22 protein-coding genes are annotated in these 20,869 nt (G+C 67.3%); 11 read left to right on the top strand and 11 right to left on the bottom strand.

Translation table 11 applies throughout. The features are described 5' to 3' along the window. Window positions 1-92 precede the first annotated feature (92 nt). Window positions 93-323, bottom strand: a complete 231-nt coding sequence (locus GV027_RS11550) for a hypothetical protein (RefSeq protein WP_056406734.1) — start codon at window positions 321-323, stop codon at window positions 93-95. Window positions 324-444: 121 nt separating this feature from the next. On the opposite strand from GV027_RS11550, the gene GV027_RS11555 reads away from it, so the two are divergent. Beyond that, on the top strand, window positions 445-2,274 hold the full coding sequence (locus tag GV027_RS11555) for an ABCB family ABC transporter ATP-binding protein/permease (protein WP_159511968.1): 1,830 nt from the start codon (window positions 445-447) through the stop codon (window positions 2,272-2,274). Window positions 2,275-2,307: 33 nt separating this feature from the next. Here GV027_RS11555 and GV027_RS11560 read toward each other — a convergent pair whose 3' ends face one another. Both GV027_RS11560 and GV027_RS11565 read right to left on the bottom strand, forming a co-directional pair. Next, entirely contained in the window at window positions 2,308-2,967 is a 660-nt protein-coding gene (locus tag GV027_RS11560) for an SdpI family protein (RefSeq protein WP_236559187.1), read from the bottom strand. Continuing rightward, window positions 2,943-3,254: a metalloregulator ArsR/SmtB family transcription factor gene (locus tag GV027_RS11565; RefSeq protein ID WP_056406728.1), complete on the bottom strand. Its 312-nt coding sequence runs from the start codon at window positions 3,252-3,254 to the stop codon at window positions 2,943-2,945. The genes GV027_RS11560 and GV027_RS11565 overlap by 25 nt, the downstream gene beginning before the upstream one ends. Window positions 3,255-3,529: 275 nt before the next feature. On the opposite strand from GV027_RS11565, the gene recQ reads away from it, so the two are divergent. Genes recQ through GV027_RS11580 form a run of 3 tightly spaced genes read left to right on the top strand, consistent with a single transcriptional unit; the run spans window position 3,530 to window position 6,134 of the window. After that, a complete protein-coding gene (recQ, locus tag GV027_RS11570) occupies window positions 3,530-5,299 on the top strand; it encodes a DNA helicase RecQ (RefSeq protein WP_159512877.1) in 1,770 nt (589 codons plus the stop codon). Beyond that, window positions 5,296-5,724, top strand: a complete 429-nt coding sequence (locus tag GV027_RS11575; RefSeq protein ID WP_031394698.1) for a TIGR01244 family sulfur transferase — start codon at window positions 5,296-5,298, stop codon at window positions 5,722-5,724. Before recQ ends, GV027_RS11575 begins: the two co-directional genes overlap by 4 nt. Then, entirely contained in the window at window positions 5,721-6,134 is a 414-nt protein-coding gene (locus tag GV027_RS11580) for a hypothetical protein (RefSeq protein WP_159511970.1), read from the top strand. Before GV027_RS11575 ends, GV027_RS11580 begins: the two co-directional genes overlap by 4 nt. A 126-nt stretch (window positions 6,135-6,260) precedes the next feature. Here GV027_RS11580 and GV027_RS11585 read toward each other — a convergent pair whose 3' ends face one another. The 4 genes from GV027_RS11585 to GV027_RS11600 all read right to left on the bottom strand — a co-directional run bounded on the left by GV027_RS11585 (window position 6,261) and on the right by GV027_RS11600 (window position 8,905). Continuing rightward, window positions 6,261-7,625, bottom strand: coding sequence for an ammonium transporter (locus GV027_RS11585; RefSeq protein WP_201302613.1), 1,365 nt, complete (start codon window positions 7,623-7,625; stop codon window positions 6,261-6,263). A gap of 15 nt (window positions 7,626-7,640) precedes the next feature. Further along, a complete protein-coding gene (locus GV027_RS11590) occupies window positions 7,641-7,979 on the bottom strand; it encodes a P-II family nitrogen regulator (RefSeq protein ID WP_031439291.1) in 339 nt (112 codons plus the stop codon). Window positions 7,980-8,150: 171 nt separating this feature from the next. Continuing rightward, window positions 8,151-8,351, bottom strand: coding sequence for a putative signal transducing protein (locus GV027_RS11595; RefSeq protein WP_159511972.1), 201 nt, complete (start codon window positions 8,349-8,351; stop codon window positions 8,151-8,153). Then, window positions 8,348-8,905 (bottom strand): pyridoxamine 5'-phosphate oxidase family protein, encoded by a 558-nt coding sequence (locus GV027_RS11600; RefSeq protein ID WP_031439289.1) that lies wholly within the window; start codon window positions 8,903-8,905, stop codon window positions 8,348-8,350. Before GV027_RS11600 ends, GV027_RS11595 begins: the two co-directional genes overlap by 4 nt. A 141-nt stretch (window positions 8,906-9,046) precedes the next feature. On the opposite strand from GV027_RS11600, the gene GV027_RS11605 reads away from it, so the two are divergent. The 3 genes from GV027_RS11605 (at window position 9,047) to GV027_RS11615 (ending at window position 12,766) form a co-directional block, all read left to right on the top strand. Next, window positions 9,047-11,272: a TonB-dependent siderophore receptor gene (locus tag GV027_RS11605; protein WP_159511973.1), complete on the top strand. Its 2,226-nt coding sequence runs from the start codon at window positions 9,047-9,049 to the stop codon at window positions 11,270-11,272. 119 nt (window positions 11,273-11,391) lie between these two features. Continuing rightward, window positions 11,392-11,664: a CsbD family protein gene (locus tag GV027_RS11610; protein WP_031439287.1), complete on the top strand. Its 273-nt coding sequence runs from the start codon at window positions 11,392-11,394 to the stop codon at window positions 11,662-11,664. 73 nt (window positions 11,665-11,737) lie between these two features. After that, entirely contained in the window at window positions 11,738-12,766 is a 1,029-nt protein-coding gene (locus GV027_RS11615; RefSeq protein ID WP_159511974.1) for a lactonase family protein, read from the top strand. Here the strand turns inward: GV027_RS11615 and GV027_RS11620 are convergent. Next, window positions 12,763-14,163 carry a hypothetical protein gene (locus tag GV027_RS11620; protein ID WP_236559188.1) on the bottom strand — a complete coding sequence of 467 codons (1,401 nt, stop codon included), beginning with the start codon at window positions 14,161-14,163 and terminating at the stop codon, window positions 12,763-12,765. The two genes, GV027_RS11615 and GV027_RS11620, sit on opposite strands and share 4 nt — an antisense overlap. A gap of 211 nt (window positions 14,164-14,374) precedes the next feature. Here GV027_RS11620 and GV027_RS11625 point away from each other — a divergent pair, with 211 nt between their 5' ends. After that, window positions 14,375-15,301: a crotonase/enoyl-CoA hydratase family protein gene (locus tag GV027_RS11625; RefSeq protein ID WP_042466417.1), complete on the top strand. Its 927-nt coding sequence runs from the start codon at window positions 14,375-14,377 to the stop codon at window positions 15,299-15,301. Between the two features lie 19 nt (window positions 15,302-15,320). Here the strand turns inward: GV027_RS11625 and GV027_RS11630 are convergent, their stop codons facing one another. Further along, a complete protein-coding gene (locus GV027_RS11630) occupies window positions 15,321-17,330 on the bottom strand; it encodes a putative bifunctional diguanylate cyclase/phosphodiesterase (protein ID WP_159511975.1) in 2,010 nt (669 codons plus the stop codon). Window positions 17,331-17,450: 120 nt separating this feature from the next. On the opposite strand from GV027_RS11630, the gene GV027_RS11635 reads away from it, so the two are divergent. After that, window positions 17,451-18,038, top strand: a complete 588-nt coding sequence (locus GV027_RS11635; RefSeq protein ID WP_201302614.1) for a septal ring lytic transglycosylase RlpA family protein — start codon at window positions 17,451-17,453, stop codon at window positions 18,036-18,038. Here the strand turns inward: GV027_RS11635 and GV027_RS11640 are convergent. Beyond that, window positions 18,017-18,631, bottom strand: a complete 615-nt coding sequence (locus GV027_RS11640) for a class I SAM-dependent methyltransferase (protein WP_031394390.1) — start codon at window positions 18,629-18,631, stop codon at window positions 18,017-18,019. The genes GV027_RS11635 and GV027_RS11640 overlap by 22 nt on opposite strands. 181 nt (window positions 18,632-18,812) lie before the next feature. Between GV027_RS11640 and GV027_RS11645 the strand changes: the two genes are divergently transcribed. After that, window positions 18,813-19,136 (top strand): antibiotic biosynthesis monooxygenase, encoded by a 324-nt coding sequence (locus GV027_RS11645; RefSeq protein WP_159511976.1) that lies wholly within the window; start codon window positions 18,813-18,815, stop codon window positions 19,134-19,136. Beyond that, window positions 19,133-20,455, top strand: a complete 1,323-nt coding sequence (locus GV027_RS11650; RefSeq protein ID WP_037530031.1) for an MFS transporter — start codon at window positions 19,133-19,135, stop codon at window positions 20,453-20,455. Before GV027_RS11645 ends, GV027_RS11650 begins: the two co-directional genes overlap by 4 nt. Window positions 20,456-20,482: 27 nt before the next feature. Here GV027_RS11650 and GV027_RS11655 read toward each other — a convergent pair whose 3' ends face one another. Further along, entirely contained in the window at window positions 20,483-20,767 is a 285-nt protein-coding gene (locus GV027_RS11655; protein ID WP_159511977.1) for a hypothetical protein, read from the bottom strand. Between the last annotated feature and the right edge of the window lie 102 nt (window positions 20,768-20,869).

The following is a 20,869-nucleotide window of genomic DNA, read 5'->3' on the forward strand; positions in this document are numbered from 1 at the left end:
CCTCCGTTCGGGACCTGTGCTTCGACTTCGCTCAGCACGAACGGGGAGGAGAGAGCGAGGGAGACGAACTCAAACCCGCTCGAACCAACATATCAGCCCCTGGTCTTGGCCTTGCCTGTCACGGCGATCTGCGCGCCCGCGGTGCGGCAGTTTGCGCCGATCATCGGATAGGGAACGTCAGTGTTCTGCGCGAGCTGATCGGGAAGCGCCGCGCGGCACTGCGCCATCGTTTCGTACCGCGCCGGCACGACCCGTGCCTCGGTGCAGTTCATATTGCCGTCACTGCAACCCATGATGGCCATGACGTAGAACAGCGGTTCCATTTCATTCTCCAGTGGATCGCTATGCCCGGCGTTGGACACGGTATGAAAAGCGACGAAGTGGCAGGATTGTTCCGCCAACCGCTTTCGCCGGGGCTTGACCACGCCTACATCACCACCAGCAATGCCCCCTGATACCTACACCTCCACCCGCGCGGACCAGCCGTTGCTGCCGACGCTCCGCCGCTTTCTGCCATTCCTGTGGCCGGCGGGGCAGCCGAAGCTGAAGGTGCGGATCGTCGTCGCGATGCTGCTCGTGATCGCGTCGAAGCTGGTGCAGGTGTTCGGCGCGGCCTTCACGCTGAAATATGCGGTCGACCGGATGGCGGGGAACGACCGCGGCGCGCTGACGCTCGTCGCGCTGCTGGTGGTCGGCTATGCGGCCTCGCGGTTCGGAACGACGCTGTTCGACAATCTGCGCAACGCGGTGTTCGAGCGGGTCGGACAGGACGCGTCGCGGCGGCTGGCAGCGCAGGTGTTTCGCCACCTCCATGCGCTGAGCCTCGATTTCCATCTGTCGCGCCGGACGGGCGCAGTAACCAAGGTGGTCGAGCGCGGGACGAAGAGCATTGATACGATGCTCTATTTCCTGCTGTTCAACATTGCGCCGACGCTGTTCGAACTCGTGCTGGTGCTGGGCCTGTTCTGGACCAAGTTCGGCTGGCCGCTGGTCGTCGCGACGATCGTAATGGTGGTCGGCTATATCGCGTTCACGCGGATGGTCACCGACTGGCGCAACGCGCTGCGCGCACGCATGAATGACCTTGATACCGGTGCGGTCGCGCATGCGGTCGATTCGCTGCTGAACTTCGAGACGGTCAAGTATTTCGGCGCGGAGGAGCGCGAGGCAAAGCGCTATGACAGCGCGATCACCGCCTATTCCGAAGCCGCGGTGAAGAGCGAGAATTCGCTCGCATGGCTGAACCTCGGCCAGGCGCTGATCACCAATCTGATGCTCGCGGGCGGCATGGGCTTCGTCGTGTGGCGGTGGAGCCGGGGCGAGGCGTCGGCGGGCGACGTGGTCTTTGTCTCGACGCTGCTAGCGCAGCTGTTCCGGCCGCTCGACCTGCTCGGCATGGTATATCGCGCGATCCGCCAGGGCGCGCTCGACATGGCGGCGATGTTCGACCTGATCGACACGCCCGCTTCCGTCGTCGACGTGGTCGACGCGCCCGTATTGGCGGTGAGCGCGGGTCATGTCCGGTTCGAGAATGTCTCGTTCGGTTATGATGCGGGCCGACCGATCCTGCGCGACCTCGAGCTCGACGTGCCCGCGGGATCGACGCTCGCGGTGGTTGGACCGTCGGGCGCGGGCAAGTCGACGCTCGCCCGGCTGCTCTACCGCTTCTACGACCTGACGGGCGGGCGGATCACCGTCGACGGGCAGGACATTGCGCAGGTCCGCCAGGCATCACTGCGCGCGGCGATCGGCATCGTCCCGCAGGACACGGTGCTGTTCAACGACACGATCGGCTACAATATCGCCTATGGCCGCGAGGGGGCGGAGATGCCCGAGGTCGAGACGGCGGCGAAGGGCGCGGCGATCGCGGGGTTCATCGAACGCCAGCCGCTCGGCTATGCGACGCGCGTCGGCGAGCGTGGTCTGAAGCTGTCGGGCGGCGAGAAACAGCGCGTGGCGATCGCACGCACGCTGCTGAAGAACCCGCCGATCCTGATCCTCGACGAGGCGACGTCCGCGCTCGACAGCCGCACCGAGGCGGAGATCCTCGACACGCTCGAGGCGATCGAGCGCGGCCGCACCACGATCGTGATCGCGCACCGGCTGTCGACCGTGGTGCATGCCGACCAGATCGTCGTGCTGGAGGCGGGGCGGATCGTCGAGAAGGGCACGCATGGCGAGTTGCTGCGGCGCGAGGGCGTGTATGCGGAGATGTGGAACCGCCAGGCACAGGAGCGTGCTGGGCAGGATGACGGGGCGCTGGCGGCCGAGTAGCGACGCATCCGTTCTTGCTGCACGCGACAAGGCCTACCCTGCCCGGTGCGTCCACCGCCAGTAGAAGAACGAGTAAAGGATCGGCGTCGCGACCATCACGAGCAGCAGCGCGATGACGAACGACGTGCGCGTTTCGCCCTGCATCGGCAACAGCGCGACGAGGATCAACCCGAACCCCGCCCCCATCATGATGCGGCCGCCATAACGATGCGTGGCGATCCAGTTATCAGGATCCATGATCGCCCAGGGCGTACGGATGCCGACGAAGAATCCCGGGCGGGACTTCGGCAGAACGTTGCCGAGCGCCACGAACAGCACCCCGATCCCGACCAGCATCGTCATCGCGGGCAGCGTGATGCCAAAGGCCGGCGCGGCGACCATCGCCTCGACCAGTATCAGGATTCCGAGCAGCCCGGCCCAGGCCGTGCGGTAGAGCGGTGCGGATTGTTCGAGCTTGTCCTGCATCGGCTCGAGCGACGGCAGCACCGCCATCACCAGCGAAACCACGACCGTCAGCGCGACAGGCATGAACAGAGCGGTTCCTGCATCGGCGAACCGGTCAGGCAGCCCATCAGGGCCCCAATGCGTCGGCAGTTGCGTCCCCGCCGGAAACCGGCCGAGTGCGACCGCGGCAACGATCGCGAGCCCAGCCGCAGTCAATGCAGAGGCTATGATGAGGTTTCGGTAGCGCATGTCTCGTCCCCCTTGTCGTCATCCGCGGCACCGACGCGAAGCCGCCCCATGAAGCCCATCACCACCTCCTCCATCACCGACAGATCGAGCGTGTAGACGATCGACGTGCCGCGGCTCTCGGCCTGGATCAGGCCGGCGGCTTTCAGCTTGGCGAAGTGATTTGACATGGTCGGTTTCGACACCGCGAACGCGTCGGCCAGCGCCCCTGCGGTCATCGCGCCGCCTTTCAGCAGCTCGAGAATGCGGCGGCGGGTCGGGTGCGCAAGGGCGTCGAAGACCGAGTCCATGCGCTTTGTTTATTCGTAAAGTCGCTAATTAGCAATATGACTAAATTTGAGAGATGGCTCGACGGGGTTTACCCCTCCCCGGCGGAGGCCGGGGTCCAGTTGGGAGACGTTGCTGACAAAGGGCATCCTGTTGTTACGACCACCTTTCCAACTGGGCCCCGGCCTCCGCCGGGGAGGTGCATGCTATCTGGTCGAGATGCCAGACCCCTATGCACCGGCGCGATAAGACCCGCGCTATCCTCGACATCGCAGCGGGGATCGCTACCTACACGGCGATGGCACTCGACCCCCTTCCCGATCTCCAGCGCATCTTCGGCTTTCCTGATTTTCGTGGCGTGCAGCGCGATGTCGTCGACCGCGTGCTTGCGGGGCAGCGGACGCTGGCGGTGATGCCGACCGGGGCTGGCAAGTCGCTGTGCTACCAGTTGCCCGCGACGATGCTCGAGGGGACGTGCGTGGTCGTGTCGCCGTTGATCGCGCTGATGCACGACCAGCTGCGTGCCGCGACCGCGGTCGGGATCAAGGCGGCGACGCTGACCTCGGTCGATACCAACCGCGAGGAGACGATCGCGCGGTTCCGCGCGGGCGATCTCGATTTGCTGTACGTCGCGCCGGAGCGGGCCTCGAACGAGAGTTTCCGCAATCTGCTGTCGCAGGCGAAGCTCTCGCTGTTCGCGATCGACGAGGCACACTGCGTCAGTGAGTGGGGGCACGATTTCCGCCCCGACTATCGGCTGCTGCGGCCGCTGCTCGACAGCTTTCCCGACGTGCCGCGGCTCGCGCTGACCGCGACCGCGGACGCGCATACGCGCGCGGATATCCTTGAACAGCTGGGGATCTCGCAGGACGGCTTGATCGTGTCGGGGTTCGACCGGCCGAACATCCGCTATGCGATCTCGGCGCGCGACAACGTCAACCGGCAGATCGCCGACATCCTCGAGAAGATTCCGGGGCCGGGGATCGTCTATGCGCAGACACGCGCGGCGACCGAGAAGCTGGCCGAGGCGCTGGGACGCAGCGGGCGGCCGACGCGCGCCTATCATGCCGGGCTCGATCCGCAGGTCCGTGCGAAGAACCAGGCGGATTTCGTCGCGAGCGAGGACATGGTGATCTGTGCCACGGTCGCGTTCGGGATGGGGATCGACAAGCCCGACGTGCGGTTCGTCGCGCATGCCGGGCTGCCGAAATCGATCGAGGCCTATTATCAGGAGACGGGGCGCGCGGGGCGCGACGGCGATCCGGCGATCGCGCATCTGTTCTGGGGTGCGGAGGATTTCGCGCGCGCCCGCCAGCGGATCGGCGAGGTCGAGCCCGAGCGGCAGGCCGGCGAGCGCCAGCGGCTGACCGCGATGGGCGGGCTGGTCGAGACCGCGGGGTGCCGGCGCCGCATCCTGCTCAAGCATTTCGGCGAGGAGCGACTCGAGGATTGCGGCAATTGCGACAATTGCCTCGGCAATGTTGATGCGGTCGACGCGACCGAGACCGCGCGGAAATTCCTGTCGGCGGTGTTCCGGACGGGTCAGATGTTCGGGGTCGGCTATATCGAGGGGATCCTGACCGGGGTGTCGAGCGAGCGGAGCCTGATGAACGGGCATGAGGCGCTGTCGGTCTACGGGATCGTCGAGGGCGACGAGGTGGCGTTGCTGAAACCCGTATCGCGCGCGCTGATGCTGAAGGATGCGCTGCGGACGAACCCGCACGGCGGCCTCGAATTCGGACCGGCGGCCAAGGCAATCCTGAAAGGCGAGGCGGCGCTGTCGATGATCGTGCCGCCCAAGCGCGAGCGACGGCGCAAGGCTGCACCGGGGGCCGTGCCGAACCCGGTCGACGATCCGCTGTTCGAGGCGCTGCGCGTATGCCGCCGCGATCTGGCGAAGGACGCGGGCGTTCCACCCTATGTGATCTTCCACGATTCGGTCCTGCGTGACATGGCGGCGCAGCGACCCGCATCGCGGGCGGCGCTCGCCGTGCTTTCGGGCATTGGCGCGCGCAAGCTCGACGCCTATGGGGATGCCTTTCTGGCAGTTATCCGCGAGTCCGCATGATCCGGCACATCAACGAAAGCATTTCGGTCGCGCCGCAGATCGCGGTCGAGCACGTCGCGGACATCGCTGCGGCGGGCTTCAAGACGATCGTCAACAACCGCCCCGACGACGAGGATGCGGGCCAGCCTTCGGGTGACGCGATCCGTGCGGCGGCCGAGGCGGCAGGCCTGAACTATGTCGCGATCCCGGTGACGCATGCGGGCTTTTCGCATCCGCAGATCGACGCGATGACCCAGGCGCTGACCGAGGCGAAAGGCCCCGTCCTCGCCTATTGCCGGTCAGGCACGCGGAGCTGCAATCTGTGGGCGCTGGCCGCGGCAAAGGCGGGGCGCAATCCCAACCTGCTGCTCGCGCAGGCCGAGGACGCAGGCTATGACCTGCGCGGTATCCGCCCGATGCTGGACGCGCTCGCAGGGCCGCGATGATCCCGATCGCGCTCGGCCCCGCGGTGATCGGGGCTGCGGTCGCGGCATTGGTGGCGTCGGTCGGTGGTATCGGCTGGGCGGCGGTCCAGAAACGGCGCGTGATACGGATCGAGACCGCCGAGGAGGCCGCCGAGGCGGCGCAGGCGCAACTGCCGGGCTTTGCCGTCTCGGGCGCGGTGGTCGGCGCCGATGGGCGCGGCGCGCTTGCCGTCGCGGATGATGGCCGTGTCGCCGCGGTCAAGCGTGTCGGCAAGCGGATCGCGGTGCGCGAGGTCACCTGGCGGACGGTGCGCGCGACGCAGGAGGGAATCCTCGTCGAGACCGGCGACCGGACGCTCGGCGCGGTGATGCTCTCGCGGGTCGACGTGCTCGATATCCGGCGGCTGGCGCCCAGGAACATCGGCGTCTAGCGGCCACCCTGCCGGCACCGCGATCGACACGCAAAAAAAGACCCGGTGCGTTGTGCGCACCGGGCCAGGTTGTCCGCAGGAGGAACATCGTGGGTGCGGGCTCGGGCGGCCCGCTACCGAACAGGATCAGTTATAGGCACGCTCGCCATGCTCGCCGATGTCGAGACCCTCGACCTCGACTTCGGGCGAGACGCGCAGGCCGGTGACCGCCTTGGCGATCAGGATCGCGATCACGGTGCCGACCGAGGCCCAGATGATCGTGACGAGAACCGCCTGAATCTGCACCAGCAGCTTGGCGCCGATCGCATAGTCGGCGGCACCCGGCCCACCGAGCGACGGCGCATAGACCACCGCGGTTCCGATCGCGCCGACCATGCCGCCGATGCCGTGGATACCGAACGCGTCGAGCGAGTCGTCATAGCCGAGCAGCGGCTTGATCTTCGACACCGCCATGAAGCAGATCAGCGAGGCGATCGCGCCCAGCACGATCGCACCAAACGGGCCCGAATTGCCCGCCGCCGGCGTCACCGCGACCAGCCCTGCGACGATGCCCGAGCAGAAGCCGAGCGCCGAACCCTTGTGACCCGACAGCCGCTCGGCGAGCATCCAGAACAGTGCCGCCGACGCGGTCGCGACGAAGGTGTTGATCATCGCCAGCGCGGCCGACCCGTTCGCCTCGAGCGCGGAGCCGGCGTTGAAGCCGAACCAGCCCACCCAGAGCAGCCCGGTGCCGATCCCGGTCATCACGAGCGAATGCGGCGCCATCGGCTCCTTGGGATAGCCGATCCGCTTGCCGAGCATCAGCGCGGCGACCAGCGCGGAGACGCCCGCGTTGATGTGCACGACGGTCCCGCCCGCGAAATCGAGCGCGCCGGCCTTGAAGAAATAGCCCGACGCTGCCCAGACCATGTGCGCGATCGGGAAATAGACGATCGTCAGCCAGACCAGGCCGAACACCATCACCGCGGAGAATTTCATCCGCTCGACGACCGAGCCCAGCACCAGTGCGATCGTGATCGCGGCGAAGGTCATCTGGAAACAGACAAAGACATATTCGGGAATTTCGACGCCCGCGGTGAAGGTCGCCGCCTGCGAGGCAGGGGTGATCCCCTTGAGGAATGCCTTGTCGAGGCTGCCGATGAAATTGCTGAGCAGCGGATTGGTCACGTCGGGACCGAAGGCCAGCGTATAGCCCCACATCACCCAGATGAGCATCGCGAGCGCTGCGACCGCGCCGATCTGCGTCATCGTCGAGAGCATGTTCTTCGACCGGGTGAGACCGCCGTAGAACAGCGCGAGACCCGGCAGGATCATCATCAGGACGAGGATCGTCGAGGTCATCATCCAGGCGGTATCGCCCTTGTTGACGGTGGCGACGACGGGCGCGGCCGCGGGTGCGACGACCGTCTGCGCAAAGGCGGGCACGGCGGCGACCAGCGCGGCACCGAACCCCAGAACCGCCGCGGCGGCTGTCTTCATGTCATGCTTCATCGTGTCCCCCTCCCCTCAGAGCGCCGAGTCGTCGGTTTCGCCGGTGCGGATGCGCACCGCTTGGCTGACGTCGACCACAAAGATCTTGCCATCGCCGATCGCGCCGGTGTTGGCGGATGCCTGGATCGCCTCGACCACGCGATCCACCAGGCTCGTCGCGCACACGACCTCGACCTTGATCTTGGGCACCATGTTGGTCGTGTATTCGGCACCGCGATAAATCTCGGTCTGACCCTTTTGCCGGCCGAACCCCTTGACCTCGGTGACCGTCATGCCCGCCACGCCGAGCGTGGTGAGCGCTTCGCGCACCTCGTCGAGCTTGAACGGCTTGATGATGGCAATGACGAGTTTCATCGCGCCCCTTCCCCTTGTTACGCCGAACACAACGCAACGACCGTGCCAGTTTACCGGCAAGGTGCGGGACGGGGCGGGAACGGGGTGCCGGATGCGCCGGGCCGCTAGAAACTGTGCAGCGCGCGCCGATTGCCTCAAAAACGGGCAGCGCGCCGCCGGACGGTTATTCGCTCACTGGTCGGGAATAATCGCGCGTGCCTCGGCGAAATCGTCGGCGTCGACCATCACGCGGACCGGGATCAACAGATCGCTGCCGTCGCCGATCGCCATGTCGCCGTCGAACACGATCGCGGCGATGCCTTCGCTTTCGAGCCGACCGGCGATGATCAGCGCCTCGTTGCGGCTGTAGCGGCCAAGCTCGGCGAGATTCATCGGGCCGCACCGGGCGCGACCGTCGGCACCCGCGTCGGCAGACCATCGATGCTGCGCGGATGCTCGGCCCATTCGGCGAGCCGTTCGGCATCGCTCTGTCCGGCATGATATTTGGACAGAGTCTGGCGTTCGCGATCGAGCGTCATCACGGGCACGCCCCATCCGCAGCTCGTCTGCACCTGATCGACCGCAATCTCGAAGATCTGCCGGGTCCCCGGCAAGGGCGTGAACTGCGCATAGAGCGCGTCCCAGCGATCGTCCTGTGGCAGTACCGCGGTGCCGTGCCCATAGATACGGAAGATGAGCGCGGGGCGGTCGAACGCGCAGAACATGATCGTAATGCGTCCGTCGGCGGCAAGATGCGCATTGGTCTCGTTCCCCGAGCCGCCGACGTCGAGATAGGCGACGGTGCCGGCGTCGAGCACGCGGAAGCTGTCCATCCCCTTGGGGCTGAGGTTGATCCGCGCACCCTCGGCCGCGGTCGCGACGAAGAACACGGGCTGGCGTTCGACGAACGCGCGGTGCGCGTCGGTAAGGGCGGGGAAGAAGTCCATGGCAACACCCTATCAGGACCATCGCCCCGACGCGAACGGTGAACCGCTTTTCCAGGCCACTGAAAACGCGGTTTGCGAATCGGTCGCAACGCTATTGCAAATCAGTCGCGACAACAGTAGCGAGCCGGAAAGGGGTTTTTCATGTCCGATCGTCGCTTCGCCCGCCTGCTGCTCGCCGGCACCATTCTCACGGCCGCGCTGTCCGCAACACCGGCCTGGGCCGGGTCCGTGTCGGAGGACACGACCCCCAACGCGTCTGTGGCAGCCGCAACAAGCACTGACGAATCCGACGCGTCCGACGCGTCCGAACCGCAAGATCACGGCGTGATCGTCGTGACTGGTGAGAAGGCGACGACGATCGCGTCGTCGGGGACGAAGAGCGCAACGCCGATCGTCGAGACGCCGCAGTCGATCAGCGTGATCAACGCCGCCGACATTGCTGGGCTGGGGCTGCAGAACCTCAATCAGGCGCTGCGCTTCGTCGCGGGTGTGACACCCGAGACGCGCGGTGCATCCGCCGAGGTGTACGACCAGTTCAAGCTGCGCGGGTTCGACGCACCGGTCTATCTCGACGGCCTGCGCCAGTTCGGCAGCGCGACCGGCTATGCGGTGCCGCAGGTCGACGTGTCGCGGCTCGATCGGGTCGAGATTATCAAGGGCCCGGCGTCGGTGCTCTATGGCCAGTCGAGCCCGGGCGGTCTGGTCGCGGAGGTCAGCAAGCTGCCGCTTGATCGCACAACCTATGGTGCGGTCAGCGGCACCTATGGCACCTACGACCTGTACCGCGTCGACGCTGATATCGGCGGGCGCGCAGGGGACGGCGTGCTGTGGCGCATCTATGGCAGCGCGAATGGCGCCGACGATCAGCAAACGCAGGGTCAGGGCAAGCGCGAACGCCAGACGATCTCCGCCGCGGTGACCGCCGGCGCGGGCAGCAGCACCAGCTTCACGCTGCTCGGCGCCTATTCGCACGATCCGTTCAATGGCAATTACGGGGTGTTCCCGACGCTCGGGACGCTGATCGACAACCCGGCAGGCAAGATCTCGACCAAATTCTATGGTGGCGAGCCCGGGGACTTCTTCCGTCGCGAACAGGCCGCGCTGACCTATATCTTCAATCACGATTTCGGTAGCGGCTGGGCGCTGCGCTCGTCGGGGCGCTATCAATATGTGAAGAGCCGGATGGGGCTGGTCTATACCAGCGGACCCGCGGTCGATCCGCTCGCGGTAGCGCCGACGCTGTATGCCCGGTCCTCCTATTCGACGCGGGAGCAGCTCAACAACTGGACGTTCGACAATCAGCTGACGGGCAAGGTCGTCACTGGCCCCGTCACGCACAACCTGTTGTTCGGGGTCGACCGTCAGGTCGCGCATTCGGCGGGGCTCTCGGCCTTTGGCGGCGGGACGCCGATCGACGTTTTCAACCCGGTCTATGGGACGATGCCCACGCCGCAGACGCCAGCCGATGTCCAAGCGTCCTTCGGCATCGGTTCCGCCAATGTCCGCCAGCGTCAGCAGGGCATCTATGCGCAGGACCAGATCGCGGTCGGCGGGCTGCGCGTGACGCTAAGCGGGCGCCAGGACTGGGCCCGCCAGGCGCGCGACGGGCTGGCACAGGAGGACGACAAATTCACCTGGCGCGCGGGCGCGCTGTACCTGCTGCCGTTCGGGCTTGCGCCCTATGCGAGCTACTCGACCTCGTTCGAGCCGCAGAATGCGCGCCTGCGCGACGGCAGCCTCGCCCAGCCCTCGCTCGGCAAGCAGATCGAGGCGGGGGCGAAATATCAGCCGACCGGTACCGCGATCCTGGTCACCGCGGCCTGGTTCCGAATTGAGCAGACCAATGTCGTCGTCAACTATCCCGACTTCACCGCGGACCAGGTCGGCAAGGTCCGGTCGCAGGGTGTCGAGGTCGAGGCGAGCGCGCCGCTGCCCTACGGGTTCAATGCCAAGCTCGCCTATAGCCGCCAGCGCGTGAAGAAGGTCGAGGACGTTGTCGCCGCCAATATCGGCCTGCCGCTCGCGACGGTCGGGCGCGGCGGGATCTCGGCGAACCTCGAATGGGCGCCGACCGAGGGGCCGGCATCGGGCTTTGCGATCGGCGGCGCGGTGCGGCACGTCGACAAGACCTATGCCGATTTCTATTCGGACGGCGTCGCGCGCTATTCACCCGCCTATACGGTGTTCGACGCGCTGCTGCGTTACGATCTGGGCAAGCTCAGCCCACGGCTCGCCAATGTCGATCTCGGCGTCAACGCGACCAACCTGTTCGACAAGAAGTATCTGACGAGCTGCTTCGCCAACTATGCCTGGTGCTGGTACGGCAACCGCCGCACCGTGCAGGCAACGATCGGGTATCGCTGGTAACGGGCCGCTCGACCCTGCGCGGGCGGTTTATGCGCAGGTCGATGGCACATCTTGGCGTGTCGGCCGTTCAGCGGTCCGAGCGCATTCGTTCCGGATGCCGTCCAGCATAGGAGTTTAGCATGAACACGACGACCTTGAAGGGTGAAGGCCAGGATCTGCTCGGTTCGGTGAAGCAGGCAGCAGGCAATGCGACGGGCGACAGCTCGCTCCAGGCCGGCGGCGTCGCCGACCAGATCGCAGGCACCGCGAACAAGGCGATCGGCACCGCGACCGACACCGTCGCACCGCTCGCCGGCAAGGCGCGTGCGTTTGCCAAGGATCGTCCGTTCGCCACCGCGGCGCTGGTCGGCGTCGTCGGCATCGCGCTGCTCAACACGCTGCGCGGCAAGTGATCGCCCGGGGCCGCGTCCGCGCGGCCCCGCTGGTCGGAGGATCCCGGCGGTGTCGGCGCGGGGCGAACGCCCTGTGACCCGACCCGCCGGCCTCTGGATCGGCACCAATCGCGGCGGGCTGCACCCACTGCGACACGGCGATGGCTGGTCGACCGGCACGCCCTATCCTGACGCGGTGAACGTGTCCTTCGGCGTCCATTCGCCGCGCCATGACCTCCATTATCTCGTCGACGAGCGCGATGACGGCGCGATCGGCCTGTATCGCGCCACCGCCGACGGATGGCGACAGATCGCCCGCGTGGCGGTCGATGGGGACGCGCCCTGTCATCTCGCGCTGAGCAACGACCAGAGCCTGCTCGCCGTCGCCAATTATGCGAGCGGGAGCGTGTCGGTCCTGGATCTCGATTCAGACGGCCTGCCGATCGCGCCAGCGCACGTCTTTGCGCATAGCGGATCTGGTCCGAACCGCGAGCGTCAGTCTAGCCCGCATGCACACTGGGTCGGGTTCGATGCCAATGATCGCTGGCTCTATGCAACCGATCTGGGGACCGACGAGATCCGCGCCTTCGCGGTGGCGCCGGCGCCGGCGCCGGGCGGTAACCGTGTCCGGGCGGCCGGAACAGCCTTTCACGCACCAGCGGGATCGGGGCCACGCCATCTGCTGCTGCATCCGTACGTGCAGCGCGTGGCGTATCTTGCCAACGAACTTACGAACACGCTGACCGTGCTGGTCGGCGACGAGGGTCGGTTCCCGGCGGCAAGGACCGTGTCGACGCTGCCCGAGGAGTATGAGGGTCCGAGCATCGTCGCGCACTTGGCGATCAACGCGGCGGGGGACCGCCTCTATGTCTCCAACCGCGGGCATGACAGCATCGCGGTCTTCGCGCTCGACGCGAAAGGCGACCCGCGGCTGGTCCAGCATGCGCCGGCGGGGGCGGCCTATCCGCGTCATTTCGTGCTGCTGGAGGACGAGGGCCTGATGGTGATCGCGAACGAGAAGGACGAATGCGTGACGCTGCTGCCGATCGACGCGGACGGGCTGCTCGGGCCGCATGTCGCCCGGGTCGCGGTTCCGGGGGCGGCGTTCGTCCTGCCCCTCTAACCAGCCCCCTGCACTCGGCGATAGGCGAGCGTCCAGCCGGGCGGCAGATAGTCGGTCGACATGTAATAATAGAAAAGGCAGCTGCCATCGGCGCGGTAGGTGCCGCCCTTGACGAGGCCGAGCGCGACCTGCCCTTCGAAGACCGGCGCACCGCTGTCCCCCGACTTGCACGTCGGCCCCTCGACCGCGACCCAGGTCGGCAGGCACGCGCCGCCGCACAGATCGCCCGCGGGGGCGAAATCGACCATCGCGACCGGCGCACAGCTATAGCCGGTACGCTCGCCGCGGTGACAGACGAAGTCGCCCGCGCGCGTGCTGGTCCGGTTGCGCCACGTCGCGACGGTCCTGAGCTTGGTCTTGGCGGTATCGGCAAAGAAGGCGGGTAGCCTTGGCGCAGTCGCCGGCAGCGCGGGCGCCCGATTGATCTGGACGTCCTGATACCCCCAGCCCCATTGGCCGACATAGGGCAGCGCGATCGCCCGGCGGTCCGCGCCCGCCGGCGGCCGCCCGACATAATCGAGCGTGTCGGGACAATGCGCGGCGGTGGCGATCGCATCCGCGACGCCATCGGTGACGACGAATCCCGTCGTGCAGACATAGCGCCGGCCGTCGACCGTCCCGACCACCCGCCCCCCGCCCGCGACGTCCGGCATCACGGTCACTGCGGCGGCAGGCGGGATTGTCGCCACGGGGGTCAAGGGCGCTGCGGCGCCCGGCATGGCCGTTATGCTCGTCTGAAGCGCCATCGGCAGCATCGGGCGGTCACTGGCTTCGATCCGCACGGGAACGCCGGTCATATCGGCGAACTTGGCGGTAAGTGCGCCATCCCGGTCGAGCGCAAGGTCCGCGGTCGCGACCATCACGACAAGCGTACCCGTCCGCTGATCCGCACCGATGCCGGGGGGATGCGGAAGCGCAGCACGGATCGCCGCCTGGAAGGTGCGGATCTGGCCGAGGATCCGGTCGAGCGTCGCCGCCGCGCCGGTCCGGAACACCAGCGGGACGCTCATCCCCCCCGCCTCGACGACGCGGTCCGCGACCGGGTCGGTGCCGGTCAGCAGCACCACGATCCGGTAGGCCGGGTCATGCTCGACCGCGATGCCCGCGAGTCGATCCGCGAATTCGCGGCGCAGCGCATCGGTGACAGGAATCGTCGCCGCCTGCGCCCGCATCCGGTGGAGCGCGACATCGAGCGGCACGCCGAAACGCCGCGCATATTCCGCCGCGTCCTGCATCGCCGCGTCGACGGGGAGCTGGAGCTGCAGGGTGTCGACCGGCGCGATCGGCGATGAAACAGGCGGTGCGACACTGGTCTGTGCCGCGCCAGCCGGCGTCGCGAACCCCAACCCCGCAACCAGCGCTCCGGCCAGCCCCGCCTGCATCCATCTCACTATCATGATCGGCAAACGTCCAGTTTTAGGGGCCAGCACCGGGTCGCGGGCCGTGCGCCACGACCGCCCCTGACCCCGACCCCGCCTAGCGCACCGGCGCGGTGTCGCGCGAGACGGATTTTAACGCGCGTCGCGCGCACGCCCCCGCGGGATCGCCGCCATTGTGCCCTAGGTTCGGCGGTGCAGCACTGCGCTGCGATTACAAAGGAATGCCACAGTGACTCTTGCTTTACCCGCCCGACATTTCTCGCCGGCCCCGCGGCCCGCAACCGCGACCACAGCCGGGATCGCGGCCCCCGCCCCCACCCCGCCGCTGTTCGCGCTCGACCAGCTCGAGGTGACGTTCGACCCGCAGGCCGACACGCTGTGGACCTATATGCGGCCAAGGACGCGGCCGAGTTTCAACCCTGCGCTGCTCGCGGACTTTGGTCAGTGGCAGGCCGATATCCACAGCGCCCACACCTCCGGGGCGATGCCGATTCGCTATCTCGTGCTCGGATCGCGATTCCCCGGCGTCTTCTCGCTCGGCGGTGATCTCGACCTGTTCGCACAGCATATCCGCGCCGGCCACCGCGAGGCGCTGGTCCAATATGGCCGTGCCTGCGTACAGATCCTGCACCGCAACCTGCGCGGCCTCGACCTGCCGATCGTGACGATCGGGCTGGTCGAGGGCGATGCGCTGGGCGGCGGGTTCGAGGCGCTGCTGTCGTTCAACGTCGTCGTCGCCGAACGCGGCGCGAGCTTCGGCCTTCCCGAGACCGTGTTCGGGCTGTTCCCCGGCATGGGGGCGCACTGCTTCCTGTCGCGGCGGCTGGGGGCAGCGCGCGCCGAACAGATGATCCTCAGCGGGCGCAACTACAGCGCGGAGGAGCTCTATGATCTGGGTATCGTCCACGCGCTCGCCGACCCCGGCCAGGGCCGCCGGGTGGTCGAGGACTATATCCGCCAGAACCGGCGTCGCCACAGCGGGCATTGCGCGATCTACGAGGCGTCGCGCGCGGTCAATCCGCTGACGCTCGACGAGCTCGAGGCGGTGGTCGACCTGTGGGCGGACGCCGCGTTGCGCCTCAGCGAGGGGGATCTCAAGCTGATGCGGCGGCTCGTCGCGGCGCAGACCCGTCTGCTCGACAAGCCGAAAGGCTGACGGACATCGCCCCCGGCCCTCAGGACAGCGCACGCATCCTGGGGGTTTCGTCGGCAAGCAGGTTCGCCACCTGACTTGCCGACATCGGGCGCGCGAGCAGGAAACCCTGCACCGCGGTGCAGCGGGTGCGGCGCAGCTGCGCGAGCTGGGTCGGCGTCTCGATACCCTCGGCGACCGTCTGCATGCCGAGCGTCGCGGCGAGATCGACCACCGTCTGGATGATCGCCATCGACGCGGGATTGTCGTCGAGCGCGGTGATGAACGACCGGTCGATCTTGAGCGTCTGGAACGGGAATTTGGTGAGATAGCCGAGCGACGAATAGCCGGTGCCGAAATCGTCGAGCGTGGTGCCGACCGCCATCCGGTTGATCGCCGACAGCGCCGCCAGCGATGCGTCGATATCGTCGAGCAACACCGATTCGGTCACTTCAAGATCGAGCCGCCCCGGCGCGAGCCCGCTGGCGTCGAGCGCGTCCTTCAGCACCTTGGCGAGCCCGGGCGACAGGAGCTGGATCGGCGACAGGTTGACCGCGACGCGCACCGTGTCCGGCCAGTCGCGCGCGTGACGGCAGGCCTCGCGCAGCACCCAGGCGCCGATCTCGACGATCAGCCCGCTCTGCTCGGCGATCGGGATGAATTCAGCAGGCGACACGCTGCCATGGCACGGGCTGTCCCAGCGCAGCAGCGTCTCGCACGACAGGATGCGATGCGTCGCCAGGTCAAAGATCGGCTGGAAGGCGAGCCACAGCTCGCCGCGCGCGATCGCGCCGTGCAGGTCGCTGGTCAGCGCGCGCGTCCGTTCGATCTTCTCGTCCATCACCGGCTCGTAGAAGCAGAAGGCCCCCCGGCCGCTTTCCTTGGCGCGGTAGAGCGCGAGGTCGGCATGTTTGAGCAGCGTGTCCGCGTCGCCCCCGTCGATCGGTGCGATCGCCACGCCGAGCGAGGCGCCGACCGTCAGCCGGCGTCCGGCATAGGCCACAGGCTGTGCGACGAGGTCGAGGATATGATCGGCGATCGTGCGGGCATCGTCGCGCGCGCCGATCGCGCAGACGACCGCGAACTCATCGCCGCCCAGCCGCGCGACGATCGCGTCACCGGCCACCCCGATGGTGCCGCCATCGGTGACGAACGCGGTCTGGAGCCGCTGCGCAACCTCGGTCAGCAGCACGTTGCCCGCCAGGTGACCGAGCGAATCGTTGATCTCCTTAAACCGGTCGAGATCGATCCAGTGGATCGACAGGAGCTCACCGGTCGATTCCAGTCGGTGCAGCCGCCGCTCGAACCATTCGCGAAACGCGGTGCGGTTGGCGACTCCGGTGAGGTCGTCGCGCCGCGCGAATGCGGCGTGATGTTCGGCGAGCGCGGTCTTTTCGCTCGCCGCGATGGTCGCGCCGAGGATGGCCTCATAGGTCTGCAGCGTGATGTCGATCATCGCCAGCACGAACAGGATGATGACGATCGCGAGCACGGCGTTGAGCGGCTCGCCCGACAACAAGAGCCCCGCCGCGAGCGGCAGCGACGCGAGGCAGAGCTGTGCGAGCGCGATCGTCGGCCGGCCCGCATTGCGTCCGGCAATCCCCGCCGCATAGCCGATCGCCGTCGTCACCGAGAGGAGATGAAGCACGCCGTCCGCGGTCCGGGTCAGCGTCAGCAGCCCGAACATGCCGAGCAGCGCGGAAAAGGCGAAGGCGCCGATGCGGTAGTAAAACTCCCACTGTCCTGCCCGCGGGCGCTCGGCGGCACCCCGATCGACAGCAAATACGTCAGCGGCCTGTTGATCGGGCACGCGCTGGACGATGCCGATGATCCGCAGTGCGGCGACAAGCCCGATCAGCACCGCGAAGCCGGCAAGCCAGCGATCGCCACTGGTGACAGCCACGACCGTGGCGATACCCGTGCTCGTCAGCGCACCGATCACCAGCGACTTGGGTGAGGCATAGAGCGAGGTGACCAGAGTCGCCCGGACGTCCGCGGCGACCGCGTGATCCGAGTGCCGAAGCTGCCTCAACCGGGTAATGAAATGCGTCATGGCACCTTCGAACAGACTGTAACCGTAGGGTAAAGCGGTTAAGCAAACGCTACGATCCCGCGCGCGGGCGGTTCGCCGCAATGGGGTTCAGCTTCGACCGGGTGTCCGCTAGCAGGGATAATGATCCCAATCGCACCGCGTTCCGATACGCCCGGCCTGCTGGCCGCCCTCGCGCTGTGCGCCATGCTCGCCGGCTGCGGCACGACGCGCTACCGCCCGGTCAGCGACTATCCGGTCAAGATCGGCCGCCCCTACAGCGTGCGCGGCACGACCTACCGGCCCGCCGATCTGCCGGGCTATGACGCGGTCGGCATGGCGAGCTGGTATGGCCGGGAATCGGGCAACCAGACCGCGAACGGCGAACGGTTTCGCGTGAAGGGCATTTCTGCCGCGCATACCGTCCTCCCGCTGCCGAGTTATGTCGAAGTCACTGCGCTCGACACCGGCCGGACGATCCTGCTGCGGATCAACGACCGCGGGCCGTTCACGCCCTCGCGGCTGATCGACCTGTCACGCGGCGCCGCCCGGCTGCTCGGGATCGAGCGCCTCGGCCGGGCCGCAGTCCGCGTCCGCCGCGTCGAGCCCGATGCAAAAGACCGCGCGCGGCTGCGTGCGGGCAAGCCCGCATCGGCGAGACCCGATGCCTCGCCCGACGAACGCGCCGCGCTGCGCGCGCGGCTGACGGATCAGTCCTTCCAGGCCCAGTAGAGCTGCGCCGGGGGCACGTTCCACCATTCCATGTCGTGATCGATCGATTCGAAATGCGGGGTGAGGAAGTCCTTCACCTTCGGGCTGAACTGATAGACCAGGAACGCGCCGCCGCTGCGCAGCACCGAATGCGTGCCGGCCGCGATCGCCGGACCGACGCCGGGGGGCAGCGTCGAAAAGGGCAGGCCCGAAAGGACATAGTCGGCCGATTCGAAGCCGTGATCGGCGACGATCTTTTCGACATCGGCCGCCGAGCCGAGCACCGCCGAGAACCGCGGATCGGTGATCGTGTGGCGCAGATAGCGGATGAAATCGGGGTTGGTATCGATCACGATTAGCGTCGCGTCGGGCGCCATGCGGTCGAGAATCGGGCGGCAGAAGGTGCCGACGCCGGGTCCATATTCGACGAACACCTTGGTGTTGTCCCAGTCGACCCGGCCGAGCATCTTGCGGATCAGCTTGTCCGACGACGGCACGATCGAGCCGACCATGACAGGGTGTTTCAGGAATTCGGTGAAGAACATCTGCCACGGGGAGGGCACGCCGGCGGGGCGGGTGCGCGCGCGCCGGGCGGCTGTGGTCGGACTGGGCATCGTGTTCCTTACGATCAGGGATCCCGCGCGCACGCGAGGCTTTGAGCCCCCCGTCGCACGGATTCCAAACGTGTTTCAAGGCCTGCGGGTTGCATCACGCGACGAACCGCACCGAACGCGACCAGTGCCCGGTGCCGCAACCCGCGCTTGCCAACCCCCGGGCTTGGCTTAAGCATTGGGCATGCACGACGATCGGACGGGCCAGACGGCGGTCATTTTCATGTCGAACCGTAACGGCACCGACCCCGCCGGCTATGCCGCGGCCGCCGCCGTAATGGAGGCGCTCGCCGCGACGCAACCCGGCTATCGCGGGATCGACAGCGTGCGCGACGAAGCCGGGCTGGGGATCACGATCAGCTATTGGGCGGACGACGCCGCGGCGATCGCGTGGCGCGACGATCCCGACCATGCCGCGATTCGCGAGCGCGGGCGGGCGCTCTGGTATGACCGCTACCGCGTCACCGTCGCACGGGTCGAGCGCGACTATGACTGGGCGCGGCCATGACCGGCACCGGTCGCGAGGATGCGCGGATCGATCGTCGCTTCGCCCTGATGTTCCTCGTCATGCTGACGATCGCGGCGGGCAATACCGCGCTGCAATCGGTGCTGCCCGCGCTCGGCCGGTCGCTGGGCGTCGCCGACAGCGCGGTGGCGGGCGCGTTTTCGGTGTCCGCGCTGCTGTGGGTGATCGCCGCGCCGTTCTGGGCGAACCGGTCCGACCGGCATGGCCGCCGCGCGATGATACTGCTCGGCATCGGCGGGTTCAGCGTGTCGCTGACATTGTGCGGGCTGTTCCTGATGGCGGGTATCAACCACTGGATCGGCGGGACCGCGGCGTTCGGCTGCTTCATCGCCGGGCGGCTGATCTATGGCGCATTCGGTGCCGCCGCGCCGCCCGCGGTGCAGGCGCTGGTCGCGGGCGAGACGACGCGCGCGGAGCGGACCCGCGCGCTGACGCTGCTCGCTTCCGCCTTCGGGCTCGGCACGATCCTGGGGCCGGCGATCGCGCCCTATCTGATCCTCGGGTCGGTCGGCGGACTCGAGGTAGGGCTGGCGGGCCCCGCCTTCCTGTTCGCGCTGTTCGGCGTGGCGGTGTGGATCACGGTGCGGCGGATGCTGCCCGACGACCGGATCGTCGCGCCGCATGACGATATGCACGGCGCGAGTTCGGCCTATCCGTCGATCGGCGGCGCGCCGAGCGGTGCGTCGGTCACTGCCGCGACCCAGTCGCATGTCGAACAGGTCGGCTATACCGATCCGCGCATCCGCGCCTGGATGATCGCCGGGCTGGTGATGGGGCATGCGCAGGCGATGACCGGGCAGGCGATCGGGTTCCTGGTGATCGACCGGCTCAACCTTGCGCCCGCACTTGCGCTCGAGCCCACGGGGATCGTGCTGATGATGGGCGCGGGTGCAGCGCTGCTCGCGCAATGGGGAATCATTCCGCGGCTCAACCTGACCCCGCGCCAGCTCGTCCTGACCGGGCTGGTGCTGGCGGCGGCGGGCACCGCGCTGACGGGGATCGCGACCTCGCTCTACACGATCGCGACCGCTTATGCGCTGGCGAGTCTCGGTTTCGGCTTCACGCGGCCGGGCTTTACCGCGGGTGCCTCGCTCGCGGTCGGCGCGAATGCGCAAGGGTCGGTCGCGGGCAAGGTGACCAGCATCAACGGCGCGAGCTTCGTGCTCGGGCCGTCGATCGGGGTCGGACTGTACGAGGCGCAACATTCGCTGCCTTATCTGGTCGCGGGCGCAGCGTGCGTGGTGTTGATCGGCTATGCCTGGGTGACGCTGAATGAGGCGAAGGACGCGTCGGGCGGCTGACCCGGGATTCGTCAGGCCGCGGCTCCGCTATTTCGCCGACATTCCGATGCAGTACAGAAGCAGCGGAACCCCGATCAAGAGGATCATCAGTAACAAGTTCATCTGGATCAGTCGGTTGAGCCATTTCGGCTGCCCGGCAGCGTCCCGATCGGCCTCTTCCTTCGAATAATCCTCGACGAGTTCCATATCGAATTTCTTCGAAAAGAAATGCCTGGGACGCATCCGCAACGAGGCTTTCGGAGACAGGGCGTCTTCATCGACGTCGCGGCGCGCTGGCGAGTGATCGCCAGATTCAGAGGCTGGGCCTGACATTGCGTGGTTTCCGTATATTCGAGATCATGGGCGTGCAGCGCACGTCCAAAGGTCAGATCGAATAAAGCCCGAACTCCAGCGGCCTATAGCCGCGAGCTCGGG

It is taken from the genome of Sphingomonas sp. T1 (assembly GCF_902506585.1).
In the GTDB taxonomy this organism is placed as follows: domain Bacteria; phylum Pseudomonadota; class Alphaproteobacteria; order Sphingomonadales; family Sphingomonadaceae; genus Sphingomonas; species Sphingomonas aerolata.